Source organism: Candidatus Villigracilis vicinus, from assembly GCF_016702885.1.
In the GTDB taxonomy this organism is placed as follows: Bacteria; Chloroflexota; Anaerolineae; order Anaerolineales; family Villigracilaceae; genus Villigracilis; species Villigracilis vicinus.
On record NZ_JADJDD010000001.1, the window covers coordinates 138,628 to 152,453 of the forward strand.

The window sequence follows — 13,826 nt, forward strand, 5'->3', positions numbered from 1 at the left end:
GATGTTAGCGGTAGCTTGAACAGAATAAAATTCAGTGAATATTTCTAATGGCTGCTTACGAGGAGTTGATTGTTACGTTGGGGTTCGCTTTTTTTGAGGGTAACAAACTGCCACAGCTTTTCCTGGCCGCGTGTTGTTAGTTGTTTTCGGTTTCGGGCCAGATATATATTCCGGGTTAAATTCATCCCTTCCACTTCCACTTCCACCACTTTCCCCAATTCCAACCCGCGGGTGGCCGCCAAGCGGGAAACGAAAGCGATACCGATCCCTTCTTCTACGGCCATCTCAATGGCTTCCGCATTTCCCAATACCATATCGATGTTCAACATGTCATAAGAGATATCGTGTTCTCTCAATCCCTCCATTAATACCTCCCGCGTCCCGGCAACTTCTTCACGCAGGATCATCGGTTCATCCAAAAGATCGTCGGGGTAAATTTTTCGGTATTGCGCCCAGCGATGATTCACGGGCACGATCAAAATGACATCATCCCTAAAAAAATCCTTATATTCCAGATCGGAATGTTCGACCTGTTTACTTGTCACTCCCAGGCATACATCCCCGTTCAACAACTTATTGATAACGGACTCGCGGCTGGTGACCAGTACGTTGATTCGCACCTGTGGAAATTCGCGCCGAAAACGAGCGATAATTCCTGGAAGCAAATATTTTCCCGAGGCGGTCGAGCACCCAACGGTCATCTCACCAATGACGTCATCTTGCAATGAAAGCATGGTTTGTTCAACGCGTTGTGATGAAGTAAGTAGTTCACGCGCCATGGGAATCAACAACTGCCCGGCTTCGGTCAGTTGAGTGGCGCGTCCCTGCCGGATGAATAATTGTGCTCCCAGTACACGCTCCAATCCCTGAACGATCTGGCTGACAGCTGGTTGCGAAAGATGCAAACGCCTTCCGGCTTCACTGAAGTTTCCATGTTCGGCAATTGCCAAAAAAACCTTGAGAGAATTTAGGTCGAGCATGACAATTTCCTGTATTCAAAAAAGTGGATAACCATGTCTTATTTGTACTATGGCGATATGTAATTTTGCAGTGACAAATGTCATAAATAAAGTTTTAGCCCGCAGGCATTTGCCTGCGGGCTGTTTTAGTTAGATAGAATGGATGTCTTTACTTTTCTACAGGGAAGCTTTCGGCTGCCCAACCATTCATTCCTTTTGCCATGCTGATCACATTGGTGTAACCCATCATGCGCATTGCCATCATCGCCATTGCGCCGCGATGACCAGATTGGCAAATCGTGATGACAGATGCGCCCTTGTCGGCAGGTAATTTGGTCATGTCAACCAGCAGTTCATTAACAGGGATGTTAACTGCGCCTTTGATATACCCAGCCTTGAATTCATCAGCAGTTCGGAGGTCGATCAGCATCGGCGGGGTGGCAGATTCTGCGGCAGTCTTTACATCGGCAGCCTTCATGCTGTAAAAGCCATCCGGCAGGGATGAAAGGAAGGCGTCCAGATCCTTGAGACGGAGTGCATCCACCGTGGGAGCGGTTCCCGCTACGGGTTCGGCAGGGGTTGTTCCCTTTTCAACGGGGAACTCAACTTTGAGCCAGCCGCCCAAACCACCACCGAGATTGCGAACATCGGTGTAGCCCAACAGGCGCAGGGCAGCCATCGCCATCGCGCCGCGATGACCAGATCCGCAGTAGATCACAATGGGCTGATCTTGAGCAGGGAGTTTATCCAAATTCTTGAGCACATTGCGGACAGGGATGTTCACCGCGCCGGCAATGTAGCCGTTCTCGGTCAACTCACCAGGTTCACGCACATCGAGCAGGAAGGGGGCCGCGCCCGCATCGATCTGACCTTTGAGCATGTCAGCTTTGATGGTGTAGTAATCTTCGGGGAGGGTGGTGAGGAATTCGGTCCAGACTGCTGTCCAATCCACGATACCTTCTACGGCGTAGCCGGCGGCTTTCCAAGCCTTCATGCCGCCGCCCATATTCAGGACATTGGTGTAGCCCAGTAAGCGCAAGCCTTCGATTGCGATGGAACCGCGCAAGCCAGATCCGCATTGCAAGATGATGGCGGCATCTTTAGCGGGAAGTTTGTCGAGGCTGGTGAAGAGTTCACCAACAGGGATATTGATCGAATCCTTGATGTAGCCTTCCTTCTCACGTTCTTCTGCGGTGCGCAGATCGACGACCGTGGGAGGAGTTGCGCTATCAAGCATTTCCTTCACCTTATCCGCTTTGGTTCCGAGGAAACCATCGGGCAGGGTGGACATGCTTTCATCAAGCATGGTGAAGAGCGCTTCGTCTTCAATGACCGGGGTGCTGATGACCGCAGGAGCTTCTGGCATGGATCCGATCTCAACAGGGAGTTCGGCGGTCTTCCAGGCTGCCAAACCGCCAGCCATGTTCAACACATTGGTATAGCCCAAAATGCGCAGTACGCCCATGAGCATGCCGCCGCGCTGACCGGAACCGCAGTACACGATGATCTTTTCATCAAGACCGGGGAGTTTATCGAGGTTCTTGAGCACTTCGCGAACGGGGATGTTCACTGCGCCCTTGATATAACCGTCTTTTTCAAGCTCGGCAGCATCACGCACATCGAGCAGGAAGGGGGGAGTGGCTTCTGCCATTGCGGTATTCACATCAGCAGGCTTGATCCCGCCGTAACCCTGAGGCAAACCGCCGATCATTTCGGCATACAAGGTCGCTACATCAATGGCTGGAGCTTCCTCAACGGCCGGGGCTTCAGTTACAACCACCTCGGTAGCGGGGGCCTCTGTGGGGGGAGCAATCACTTCTTCGGTGGCTGCTGCGGGGGCGCAGGCAGCAAGGATCATGCTGAAGATAACCAGCAAGATCAGGGACAGGTTCAATTTCTTGTTCATTTTCTTCTCCTAAAAGATTGAAAATTGGGACTTTGCCCAAAATGTAAACTCGCTTGTGCAAATATATAGTACCCATGTATCTTTATATAGTGACAATTATCACAATCAACCATCGAAAATATTTATTGAATTGCATAAATAAAGACAATGGAAGGATGTGACAACATCCACTATTGTGTTAAATGGCACAATGATACGATGCAGGCGTAATTCATGCATTTCTCTGCATAAACGAGGTTGATTAATGGTTAATCTTTCCCATGCCAGTGAAAACTCTCTCCACGAAGCAGACCTGTGCTTCGCGCTTGCCGACCCCAAACGGGTTGAGATCGTTCACGCGCTCGAAAAACATCCCTACAATGTCAATGAACTGACTCTGGAATTGGAAATTCCGCAGCCGATGACCTCCCGCCATTTGAAGATTCTGCGCGAGCGGGGGTTGGTTCGGTCTATTCGGCACGGAGTCTCTGTGACGTATTTCCTCTCTGACCCGCGCCTAATTCAGGCGCTCGACTTATTGAAGGATATTTCCAACAAAAAATTTGAAGCCCAGCATTCATAGCGCTGGCAAATCCATTGGAGGATTTCATGCAAAAGAAAAAAATGTTCGTCACGATGATCGTTACCGGGCTTATGTTGACACTCTCCGCTGTAATCTGGCTGGGGACTGCGCAACCCGTCAGCGCACAATGCGGTTCGCAGGCTTCGACCTGCAAGGATTGCCATGAAGTGCAAGGGCAGATGCCCGTCAATGCCGACGGGACAGGCTGGCACCAGTCACATGCCTTTGGCGACTTCTGCTACATCTGTCATGCGGGCAACCAACAAGCGGCGGAGAAAGATGCGGCGCACACGGGCATGGTCTCTCCCTTTGCAGACACCAAAGCATCCTGCCAGCAATGTCACCCCAAAGACCTTGATGAACGTGCCAAGGTGTACATGGATATTTTGGGTGTTTCAGCAGGCAGCGCGGCTCCCGTGGAAGTTCAGCAGGTGGTCGTTACCATTTGCGAACCAACCAATGAACCTCCCGCCGACACCAGCCTCTCTTTGAGCAAGCCAGCCGAGTCAATTGATTACATCGCGCGCTACAACGAGAACGTGTTGGGTAACAAGCCTGTAAATTGGAGCATGATCGGGTTGGCGGCTTTGGCTGTGGTAGTTGTGTTTGGCGGGTTGATCCTCTTTGTGATCAAAATGGGTTGGGTGATCGTCACTTTTGAAAAACCTGTCAAAGCGGAACCGAAGGAGTAGAGGATGGCAACCATCTCTCGACGTGATTTTTTGAAGATGGGCGGCGCTGCCGCCGCGGCTCTGGCTGCGGGACAGCTGGTCTCTGCGCCGGTGGCACGCGCGGCGCGAGAGGCAGGGTATCTCAACGCGCAAGGCGATGGCGAGATCCCGACCCTGTGTGAAATGTGTGTGTGGCGCTGCGGCTTGCTCGCAAAAGTACGGGACGGAAAGATCATCAAGCTGGACGGTAACCCCGAACAGCCGCACTCAAAGGGCAAACTTTGTCCGCGCGGGCAGGCGGGGCTGGCAACGACCTACGATCCCGACCGTGTGTTGACTCCGTTGATTCGTGTGGGGAAACGCGGTGAGGGCAAGTTCAGGCAGGCGTCGTGGGAAGAGGCGATCGATATCGTTGCGTGGAACATGCTTGAGATCAAACAAAAGTATGGTCCCGAGGCGATGATCTTTTCATCTACTCATAATCTCTCACAGGTGCAGTTCGAGAATATTTTGCAGGCGTATGGTTCGCCCAATTACGGCACACAGCGTAGTTTGTGTTTCAACGCGATGATCGTTGCTAACCAGATGACCTACGGCATGGAAGAACCCGCGCGCAGTTATGCGGGTGTGAAATATATTCTACTGACGGGGCGCAACCTGGCTGAAGCCATTTCGAACTCTGAAACCGGCGAGTTGATCGATGCGATCGGCAACGGCGCGAAGATGGTTTACATTGACCCGCGCTTCACCAAGACCGCAGGCAAAGCAGATGAATGGATCCCGATCCGACCTGGGACCGACCTTGCCTTCCATCTGGCGCTGCTCAACATCATCATCAGCGAGGAACTGTACAACAAGGACTTTGTCAACAAGTACACCACAGGGTTTGATGAACTCGCTGCAAGCATTGGTGAGTACACCCCTGAATGGGCGGCTGAGATCACTGGCGTAAAAGCGGAAACCATCCGCCGCGTGGCAAAAGAGTTTACCGATGCCGCGCCGAATGCGCTGGCGCACAACGGCTGGCGCACATCGAACTTTGTTAATTCGTTCCAGACCCAGCGGGCGATCACGATCTTGAATGCGCTGGTTGGCAATTGGGGTGTGACCATGTTCCCCAAAGGCGGCGAAGAAAGCGGCGGGCTTGGCAAACCGCCCCAGCCGCCGTATCCGCGCACCTCTGCCCTGCGCATGGACGGCGTGCCGTGGAAGTATCCCTTCGTGCCGCTCAAACTCGGCGTATTTCAGGAACTGCGCGACAACATCCTCAAGGATGACCCGTATGTTGCGCATGGCTGGTTCATCTCGCGCCAGAACCCGATCCAATCCATCCCTGACCGCAAGAAGACCTTGCAAGCCTTTGCAAAAATGGACTTCATCGCCAGCGTGGATGTCATCATGAACGACTCTTCGTGGTTCGCGGATGTAGTCCTGCCTGAAGCATCGTATCTCGAACGTTACGATCCGCTCATGCCGCTTGGCGCACGGGCGTTCATCCGCCAGCCTGTGATCGAACCGCAAGGTGATGCCAAGTCTGCGCTGTGGATCTTCAAACATCTCGGTGAACGGCTTGGCATTGGCGATTTCTTCCAATATGAAGATGAGGTGGATTATCTCAACCAGCAGCTTGCGCCGACAGGCGTTTCGCTCGATGAAGTGCGCGCCAGAGGGTATGTGGAATTTCCCGAGGGCGAAGCTGATCCTTACAAGTGGAACACACCCAGCGGAAAGATCGAGATCAAATCGAGCACGCTTGGGAATGCTGGCTACGCCGACCTGCCTGTGTGGGAAGAACCTCCCGCGCCGAAGGATGGTGAGTTTTATCTACTGACCGGCAAGGATGCACGCCAGACTCAATTTGGCACGCAGAACAATATGCTGCTCCGCAAATATGATGACGAGCCGCGAATCTGGATGAACTCGAAATCTGCTTCTGCTTTGGGGTTGGCAAATGACGACCTCGTGGAAGTGACCAGTGAAGTGGGCAAGATCAAAGTGCATCTGGAAGTGACCGAAGCCATCCGCCCTGACTGTGTTTACATGACCCCGGGCTTTGGGCATTACTCAATGGGTCTGCACACGGCGTACGCACTTGGCGCGAGCGACTCGGACATCCACGTAACCTACACCGACCCTGTCAGCGGAAGCCAGGCGCTCAGCCAGACCTTCGTGACGGTAATGAAGGCTTGATATGACGATCAAACATCACGCTTATTTATTTGACGCGACGCGCTGCATTGACTGCCGCGCCTGCATGATCTCATGCAGTGTCGAGAACAAGATCGAAATGGACAAGACCCGCATTTGGGTGGCGGGCATTGGAATCAAAGGCGAGTATCCTGACTTGCAGCGCGGCACGATGGTATATCACTGCATGCACTGCCTGCACCCTGACTGCATGTCTGCCTGCCCTGTGGGGGCGTACACACAGGCTGAAGATGGACCTGTCACGTATAACCCTGACCTGTGTATTGGCTGCCGCTATTGCATGAATGCCTGTCCCTTTGGCGTGCCACACTTTGACTACGACAAGGGACTCGCCGAAGGCGCGTTCATCGATAAATGCACCTTCTGCCCGCAGAGGATCTACAATGACCAGAAACCCGCCTGCGTGGGAACTTGTCCCACCGATGCGCTCGAATATGGCGAACGCGAGGAACTCATCAAGCGCGCGCATGAACGCATTGCCGCGCATCCCGATAAGTACATAGACCATGTCTATGGTGAGTTTGAAAATGGCGGCACATCGTATTTGATCCTTTCGCACATCCCGTTCAGTGAATTGGGATTGCCCAACCTGCCCGAGACTCCTGTCAATGAGGTCAGTGAAAAGGTGATGGCAATGACCATTCCGTTTGCGCTCGGATGGGGCGTGGTCTTGAGCGGAGTTGCTGCGGGGGTAGCGATGCATGAGAAGAAGAAACAAGCCGCGGCGGAGAAAGACATCGTCCCCGCAGGGGAGTCGGAGGCATCCAAATGAAAGTAAGAATCCAACTTCCTGAATTTCTCCGCATGGGGACTCTCCCGATCGTCCTCATCGTTCTGATGGTTGTGGCGTTCGTGGTGGCGATGGTGCGTTATGTGTTGGGTATCGGCGCGATCAGCGACCTGAGCTATTCGTATCCGTGGGGCTTTTGGATCAGTTTTGACCTGTTCACGGGGGTGGTCATCAGCAGCGGTGGGTTCATCATGGCGGGTACGGTGTACATCCTCGGCATCAAGGAATTCCAGCCTTTGCTGCGACCATCCATTTTGACGGCGTTCCTGGGTTACATCATGGTGGCGGTCGCGCTGCTCGTGGATCTGGGTCAGCCGCTGCGCATCTGGTATATGATGATACATTGGAATCACACATCTGTGCTTTTGGAGATCGGTATTTGCGTGATGAGTTACCTGACGGTGCTCGCGGTCGAGTTCGCGCCTGTGGTGTTGGAGCGTTTCCCCAGGCTGCACAAGGTTGCGCATCTCATTCACCGCTTCATCATGCCTTTTGTGATCTTTGGTGTTGTGCTTTCCACGCTGCACCAGTCTTCGCTTGGCTCGCTGTTGTTGATCCAGCCGACCAAACTCCATGCTCTGTGGTGGACCCCGATCCTTCCTGTGTTGTTCTTCACCTCTGCGATCTCGGTCGGCATGTCCATGATCATTTTTGAGTCGTCGCTCAGTTCGCGGTATTTCCAGCGCGGATTGGAGATCCACCTGCTCGAAAAACTTGCAAAAGCCATTCCCGTTGCGCTTGGCGTGTACGCGCTTTTGAAATTTGGCGACCTGCTTGTTGCTGGTGAGTTTGATTTGCTGTTCTCCAGCGGTATGATGAGCGTGTTGTTCTGGGCAGAGATTCTGCTTGGTGTGGCTGCGCCCATAATCTGGTTCTCGAATAAGAAGAATCGCACCACTTCCAGCGGGCTGCTTACAGGAGCGGTCATCACTCTGCTTGGGTTGATCCTCAATCGCTTCAACGTCAGTTGGTTTGCGGTGGAACATCCCGACCCGTTTTTCTACGTCCCGACCTTTATGGGCAATGTGGATTACTTCCCGACCATCCCTGAGGTAGCCGTGTCTCTTGGCATTTTCTCGGCTGGCATTATGGCGTTCGGTCTGCTTGCCAAATACTTCCCTGTCTTTGAGGATGAAAGCCACGCCACACATGCGGGGGACTGAATTTCAAGTTGCAGGTTGAAAGTTACAAGTTGCGAGTTACAGGGTGCGGCAACGTACAATGTAACTCGTAACCTTTTATAATCACGGTTCATCCTTTTCCCATGCGCCCTTCCTTCTTCCACCACCTTCACCCGCCGACCATTCCAGCCGCACAGGCTTGCTGGCGATACACCTTGGGCGCAGGCGGGACTGCCGTCTTTCTGATGCTCGTCCTTGGTGTGACAGGGATGCTGGAGATGTTCTATTATTCCCCGCACCCAAGTGAGGCGGCGCTTTCAGTGCAAACCATCACGTATCACGTCCCATTCGGGTGGTTGATCCGCAACCTGCATTACTGGTCGGCGCAGATTCTACTGGTGGTTTCTGCGGTGCATCTTTTGCGGGTGATCTTCACTGCGGCGTACAGTTCTCCGCGCCGATTCAACTACCTGCTTGGGTTTGGCTTGTTCGTCCTTTCCGTTCTTTTAGATTTCACAGGCTACATCCTGCGCTGGGATGTGGATATCTGTTACCCGCTGTTGACTGGCACGAACCTGCTCAAGACCATTCCCTTGATCGGTGATTCTCTGTACCGCATCGCAACGGGCGGGGGAGAAGCCTGCTCGGACTCCCTGCTCCGTTTCTACACCTGGCATATTTTTGGCTTAACCATTGCTGCCTTCGTCCTCATGGTCTGGCACGCTTTCCGCGTCCGCCGTGACGGGGGGATCGCTGTCCCGCCGCCCAACCTCCGCACGGATTTGGCGCGTATCTCGCGCAATGAATTGGTGAGGCGGGAAGTGCTTGCCATGTTGGTTGTGTGTGTTGCGTTAATTCTTCTGTCTAGCTATTTCCCTGCTCCCATTGCTGCGCCGATGATTGAAGGCTCAACAGTCATGGGTGAAGCGCGCGCGCCGTGGTTCTTTTTGTGGATCCAGCAAATGCTCAAATGGGGCGACCCGTTCATCTACGGTATCCTCGTTCCGCTCGCACTTCTCGCATTCACCGCTTTCATTCCATATATCTTTCCCAAGCCCGCTGATGGCGACATTGGAAAATGGTTTCCAAAATCCAACCGCCTTGTGCAAATTTTATTTTCAGCCATCCTTGTTTTCATACTTGCACTGACATTTATGAACAGGTAAACGAATCCACAGGTACAACACTTTATCTTTCATCCTTCATAATTCATCCCTCATCCTTTTTCTTTATGCGTCGAATCCTTCCGCTCTTCTCGTTCTTTTTCCTCCTCTCCCTTATCCTTGCCTGGTGGGTCGATTCGCGGGTGCAGCCAGTGGAATTGATCACCACATTGACCGATCAGCCCGAATATTGCCTGACATGCCACGCAGACCTGCCAGAGATCAGCGCCTCGCATCCTGTGGAGGTGTTTGGCTGTGTCAGTTGTCATGGCGGGGAGCGGCTCGCCCTCGATGCTGACCTTGCTCACAGCACCATGCGCGGCGGAGCGAACCCGTCTGATCTGTCAGTGGTGGAAATGTCCTGTGGGGGGAGCAACTGTCACTCCGGGAGTGAGGCGGATGACCGTCATCACATTCAGCGAGTGACCACCAGCATCCAATCCACGTATGCAGGGGCGATCGCAAATATCCGCTACACCTTTGGCGCACAGACGGAGTTGAAGGCGCATCTTGGCGTCAGTGCAGTTATTGATGAAGAGACAAAGACGGGCATACCTTCGCTCGAAGCATTTGACCCCGCGAGTGAGGAGAATCCGTTTTTGCAGCAGTTCGGCGAGAACTGCCTGACCTGTCATATCAACGCCCAGCCGCGTGAGGGAGATGCCTTTGCAAGGAAAACAGGCTGCGCCGCGTGTCACTCCACTGAGGAGCATAAACTCTCAACCGCCATTCCATACACCCAATGCAATTCCTGTCACAACCGCGGCAATTATGACCTGCGGACGATGACCTTCGTCGAGCGCGATGATCACCCGACCACAAGACCGCAGGACTACTATCAACCCATCGCGCACTTCACGCAATGCGAGTACACCCTCGACTGTGTGGACTGCCACACCCGCGATGAAGTAATGGGCGACGGCGACATCCATTCGAGCAAGAAGGATATTCAATATGTGCAGTGCAAGACCTGTCACGGCACGCCCGATGAATTGCCCCTGACCCAAATACTGACCGACCTCAACGACATTGCGTTCCGCATGGCTTTTCTCAACCCCGTTGTAGAATTGAAACTCGGCGATACGATCCTTGTCACTGAAAAAGGTGAGCCGCTTTGGAACACGACACTCCTGCCTGACGGCACATATGCAATGACTGGCAAGGCGACGCGTGAAGAGTTCACTTTCAAACCTGTGATGGGAAGTTCCTGCACGCAGACAGGCAAAGACCAATCTTCCGCCTACTGCCATACTTGTCATGCTGTGGAGAAATAAACTTTTTTTGAACTGACTTGATCAATCTTGATCGTCTGGAAGATGCAGGACGGTTTGATCTTCGCTGTTCGGGACCATGATCGAGATTCGAGTGCCTGACTTTGGTTCGCTTTGAACTACAAGCCTGCCCCCGATCAACTCTGAGCGTTCCTTCATTCCCAATAACCCAAAATGCCCGCGCAGTGCGAAATCCGTTGGGGCTTCTGGCAGGATAAATCCGCTCCCGTTATCGCTCACTTCAAGATGAATTTCATGGTCATTAAAATTAATGGCTAGTGATGCATGGCTTGCGCCAGCGTGACGCACTACATTACTCAATGCCTCCTGAGCAATGCGATACAAAATTAATTCAATGGTCCGCTCGAGGCGCCGCTCCTGCCCGATGCAGGAAAACCTAACCTGGGGAGATCTGATTTCTTTTGCCAGCATTTCAAGAGCGGTCGTCAGTCCCAGATCATCAAGATAGATCGGGCGGAGCGCACGAATGATTCTTCTCAGGTTTTGAACCGTTTCTTCTGCGAGTCCCTCTAGTTTGCGAAGTGAAGCCTTCCCTGCCTTCTCACTGACCGCTTTTTCAGCCAAATACACCCGCTGTTTCAATGCGATCACCGATTGAATTGTTTCATCGTGCAATTCGCGTGCCAGTCGCAATCGTTCTTCTTCCTGCGCAGAAGTGATCGCTCCAATATAATCATGCAATCCCACCTGTGCCGCCTGCACTTTTCGCGCCATCTCAGTCAATTCCCGCTGCAGATGTTGAACTTCTGAGATGCCGCCAACGGGTTCATTGATGGCATTGAAGTCTCCCATCGCAAGCGCGGCGGCTTTTGATTCTAACTTTTGCAAGGGCTGAACGATCTGTTTTGCCCCAAACCACAAGGCGATGACAGCCAGAATAAGGACAGGCACAAACACCAGTGGAGCCAGTTGAGTTGCCTGCAAGGATGGGCTGACAACGTGCGCCCACTCTTCCTCGAGGATCAACGCCCAGCCTGTCATGGGAACGGGACTGTAGGCAACGACATGCTCAGCCTCAGCCATTTCAACATACTGTGTGCCGCTTTCTCCACGCAGGGATTCGGTCACACCTGGATGATCAGTGGGGAGGTTTTCTGGCGCAAGTGAGCCGCTGACAAAAAGTATGCGACGTGTTGAGTCCATGAGAAAGATGGTGGCATGGTTGTTGGCAGGGTAAGCGGCTGATAGCACTTCAGATGCCAGACTGGCAGGGGTGAACGCGCCGGCAATTACCCTGTTCTGCGCTGAAGAGTAGATGGAGATGATAATGAAGACCTGACCTGATTCCGGGTCGGAAAATGAGGGAGAGAAAAGAACATCCTCGTTGGGCGGGGATGCCAGAGCGAGGCTTTGCTTGTTTTGGGCAACCCAGCCCCAGAGGTTGGGAGACCGGGAGGCTTTTATCAGATCCCCATTCGAATCGAAGTAAGCGATCCCGCCATCGAAGTCCGAATGAATTTCTTCGCCGATCGGGCTTTCATCCAACGAAGTTGAAAGCAGTGTGATCATGGCGGTGCGATGGTGTAACTCAGACTCGATCGCCGCTGCAGCGGACTGCACTGCCCGCTCGTCCCTTTCGCCTACCAGGGCGCGCATATCCCTTTCATGTAAAGTGATGCTGCTGATGATGACCAGTAACAGCAGGAGCGTTAGCGGCAAAATTGTGACTACAAAGAGTTGAATAAGCCCTCGCCAGCCGGGCAGGGCTTTCTTCATTCATCCACCTTTGGGACCAACCCAAGAGATACGCCGCGCATGACCGCTTCGGTTCGGCTGTTGGCTTGCAGTTTGGCGAAGATGTGGGCGAGGTGCCCTTGAACTGTGCGGTTGCTCACCTGTAGTTGGACGCCGATCGCTTTATTGGTAAATCCCTTCGCAGTTAATCGCAGTACATCCATTTCGCGTTCGGTGAGTGCAATGGTCTCTTTTTTTCCAGTGACCGTAAAAAAACTGGACATTAATTTGCGCGTGATGGATGGGTCCAGTACAGATTTGCCTTCATGCACATCTCGCACGGCTTGAATTAAATCGTCAGCGCCAGCCGTTTTGAGGACAAAGCCATGCGCGCCTGCCTGAAGTACAGCTTTGACGTATGGTTCATCATCATAGGCAGTGAGGATCAGTATCCCGATTTGAGGCAGATGCGCCCGCGCCCAGCGGGTTACTTCGATGCCGCTTGCGTTTGGCATTTGAATGTCGAGTACGGCAACATCAGGCATGTGCTTTTGAATCAAAGATTGAGCTTCTCGACCATCGCCCGCTTCAGCAATGACGCTGATATCTTTGGCGCTCGCGAGCAGTTGACGAATTCCAGCCCGCACCATGTGATGATCGTCAGCCAGAAGAACTTTGATCTTTGTTTTTTTCTTTTGCAAGTGCCTCTCCATTGCACAAAGTATATCGCTTATCGTCCGCAGGATTTAATACAATTCAACCTCTTCATTTCCTGGATCACAGAAACAGAAGGGTTGAATGTGTATTTGGAAGGATGTTGTTTGGTTCGCTTCACTTACATGGGCATTGCATTTCCGGTAAATAATGTGGGGTCCAGCATTCCGAAGATCATGGCTATGTGCGCTACCACGAGGAAAAGAGCCACAAAAGTTGCATGGAGTTTTAATTGAGCGGGGTCATCGAGATTCTTTCCGATCACACCCAAACCCATCAGCGCCAGCCCGCCCAGAGGGACAATTCCCAACAGGTAGAAGCCGACTGCGATCACATCTGCAATGCCGCGCCAGCCGCCGCCGGTTGTGAGCGGTACGACCGCGGTGAAGAACAGATAAAAGAAAATTCCTGTGAAATAGATGCCGATGATGATGCCTGCGACCTTGTTCCACAGCCGCAGCTTTTGATTTTCGCCGCGGTTAAGCAGAATGAACAATTCGGTGACCGCTATGAACTCTGCGAAGATGACAGGGATCGCCATGAAGATGATCAGGTTCCAGGGTTGATTGGTGGCGAGCAGTTCCATGTAGTGGGTCATTGAGTTTTCCATATTAGATTTCTCCTGTTGGGAATGATTATGAATTGCCCCCTTAGTCTATTTGACATCATCGATCAACAAAAGAGCTATTATGCCTGACCCCTTGTAAGCCAAATGGCTTATGTCATTTATTCAACCCAGTGAAATGAGATTAAGTAAAAACATTCC

Annotated in this window: 12 protein-coding genes; 7 read left to right on the forward strand and 5 right to left on the reverse strand. The window is 52.5% G+C overall.

Annotated features, from left to right (window positions below):
* Positions 1–44: 44 nt before the first annotated feature.
* Together IPG80_RS00675 and IPG80_RS00680 are read right to left on the reverse strand one after the other, a co-directional pair.
* On the reverse strand, positions 45–980 hold the full coding sequence (locus tag IPG80_RS00675) for a LysR family transcriptional regulator (RefSeq protein WP_345101592.1): 936 nt from the start codon (positions 978–980) through the stop codon (positions 45–47).
* Positions 981–1,128: 148 nt separating this feature from the next.
* The gene (locus IPG80_RS00680; RefSeq protein WP_345101594.1) at positions 1,129–2,865 is read right to left on the reverse strand and encodes a rhodanese-like domain-containing protein; all 1,737 of its coding nucleotides are present in this window, start codon (positions 2,863–2,865) and stop codon (positions 1,129–1,131) included.
* Between the two features lie 244 nt (positions 2,866–3,109).
* Here IPG80_RS00680 and IPG80_RS00685 point away from each other — a divergent pair, with 244 nt between their 5' ends.
* The 7 genes from IPG80_RS00685 to IPG80_RS00715 all read left to right on the forward strand — a co-directional run bounded on the left by IPG80_RS00685 (position 3,110) and on the right by IPG80_RS00715 (position 10,654).
* The gene (locus IPG80_RS00685) at positions 3,110–3,427 is read left to right on the forward strand and encodes a metalloregulator ArsR/SmtB family transcription factor (RefSeq protein ID WP_345101596.1); all 318 of its coding nucleotides are present in this window, start codon (positions 3,110–3,112) and stop codon (positions 3,425–3,427) included.
* Between the two features lie 26 nt (positions 3,428–3,453).
* A complete protein-coding gene (locus tag IPG80_RS00690; RefSeq protein ID WP_345101598.1) occupies positions 3,454–4,119 on the forward strand; it encodes a hypothetical protein in 666 nt (221 codons plus the stop codon).
* A 3-nt stretch (positions 4,120–4,122) separates the two neighbouring features.
* Positions 4,123–6,288, forward strand: coding sequence for a molybdopterin-dependent oxidoreductase (locus IPG80_RS00695; protein WP_345101600.1), 2,166 nt, complete (start codon positions 4,123–4,125; stop codon positions 6,286–6,288).
* Position 6,289: 1 nt separating this feature from the next.
* Complete coding sequence (locus tag IPG80_RS00700; RefSeq protein ID WP_345101602.1) at positions 6,290–7,078, forward strand: 4Fe-4S dicluster domain-containing protein; 789 nt, start codon at positions 6,290–6,292, stop codon at positions 7,076–7,078.
* Positions 7,075–8,259, forward strand: coding sequence for an NrfD/PsrC family molybdoenzyme membrane anchor subunit (nrfD, locus tag IPG80_RS00705; protein ID WP_345101603.1), 1,185 nt, complete (start codon positions 7,075–7,077; stop codon positions 8,257–8,259). The genes IPG80_RS00700 and nrfD overlap by 4 nt, the downstream gene beginning before the upstream one ends.
* 101 nt (positions 8,260–8,360) lie before the next feature.
* Positions 8,361–9,383 carry a cytochrome b N-terminal domain-containing protein gene (locus IPG80_RS00710; protein ID WP_345101605.1) on the forward strand — a complete coding sequence of 341 codons (1,023 nt, stop codon included), beginning with the start codon at positions 8,361–8,363 and terminating at the stop codon, positions 9,381–9,383.
* Positions 9,384–9,448: 65 nt separating this feature from the next.
* A complete protein-coding gene (locus tag IPG80_RS00715; RefSeq protein WP_345101607.1) occupies positions 9,449–10,654 on the forward strand; it encodes a hypothetical protein in 1,206 nt (401 codons plus the stop codon).
* Positions 10,655–10,675: 21 nt separating this feature from the next.
* Here the strand turns inward: IPG80_RS00715 and IPG80_RS00720 are convergent, their stop codons facing one another.
* The 3 genes from IPG80_RS00720 to IPG80_RS00730 form a co-directional block, all read right to left on the reverse strand.
* Positions 10,676–12,388 carry an ATP-binding protein gene (locus IPG80_RS00720; RefSeq protein ID WP_345101609.1) on the reverse strand — a complete coding sequence of 571 codons (1,713 nt, stop codon included), beginning with the start codon at positions 12,386–12,388 and terminating at the stop codon, positions 10,676–10,678.
* Positions 12,385–13,047: a response regulator transcription factor gene (locus tag IPG80_RS00725; protein ID WP_345101611.1), complete on the reverse strand. Its 663-nt coding sequence runs from the start codon at positions 13,045–13,047 to the stop codon at positions 12,385–12,387. Before IPG80_RS00725 ends, IPG80_RS00720 begins: the two co-directional genes overlap by 4 nt.
* Positions 13,048–13,181: 134 nt before the next feature.
* The gene (locus IPG80_RS00730) at positions 13,182–13,670 is read right to left on the reverse strand and encodes a DUF6803 family protein (RefSeq protein WP_345101613.1); all 489 of its coding nucleotides are present in this window, start codon (positions 13,668–13,670) and stop codon (positions 13,182–13,184) included.
* Positions 13,671–13,826: the final 156 nt, after the last annotated feature.

Bases quoted from the DNA above. Each gene is read 5' to 3' on its own strand.
- IPG80_RS00675 (WP_345101592.1), bottom strand. From the start codon at position 980: ATGCTCGACCTAAATTCTCTCAAGGTTTTTTTGGCAATTGCCGAACAT.
- IPG80_RS00680 (WP_345101594.1), bottom strand. From the start codon at position 2,865: ATGAACAAGAAATTGAACCTGTCCCTGATCTTGCTGGTTATCTTCAGC.
- IPG80_RS00685 (WP_345101596.1), top strand. From the start codon at position 3,110: ATGGTTAATCTTTCCCATGCCAGTGAAAACTCTCTCCACGAAGCAGAC.
- IPG80_RS00690 (WP_345101598.1), top strand. From the start codon at position 3,454: ATGCAAAAGAAAAAAATGTTCGTCACGATGATCGTTACCGGGCTTATG.
- IPG80_RS00695 (WP_345101600.1), top strand. From the start codon at position 4,123: ATGGCAACCATCTCTCGACGTGATTTTTTGAAGATGGGCGGCGCTGCC.
- IPG80_RS00700 (WP_345101602.1), top strand. From the start codon at position 6,290: ATGACGATCAAACATCACGCTTATTTATTTGACGCGACGCGCTGCATT.
- nrfD (WP_345101603.1), top strand. From the start codon at position 7,075: ATGAAAGTAAGAATCCAACTTCCTGAATTTCTCCGCATGGGGACTCTC.
- IPG80_RS00710 (WP_345101605.1), top strand. From the start codon at position 8,361: ATGCGCCCTTCCTTCTTCCACCACCTTCACCCGCCGACCATTCCAGCC.
- IPG80_RS00715 (WP_345101607.1), top strand. From the start codon at position 9,449: ATGCGTCGAATCCTTCCGCTCTTCTCGTTCTTTTTCCTCCTCTCCCTT.
- IPG80_RS00720 (WP_345101609.1), bottom strand. From the start codon at position 12,388: ATGAAGAAAGCCCTGCCCGGCTGGCGAGGGCTTATTCAACTCTTTGTA.
- IPG80_RS00730 (WP_345101613.1), bottom strand. From the start codon at position 13,670: ATGGAAAACTCAATGACCCACTACATGGAACTGCTCGCCACCAATCAA.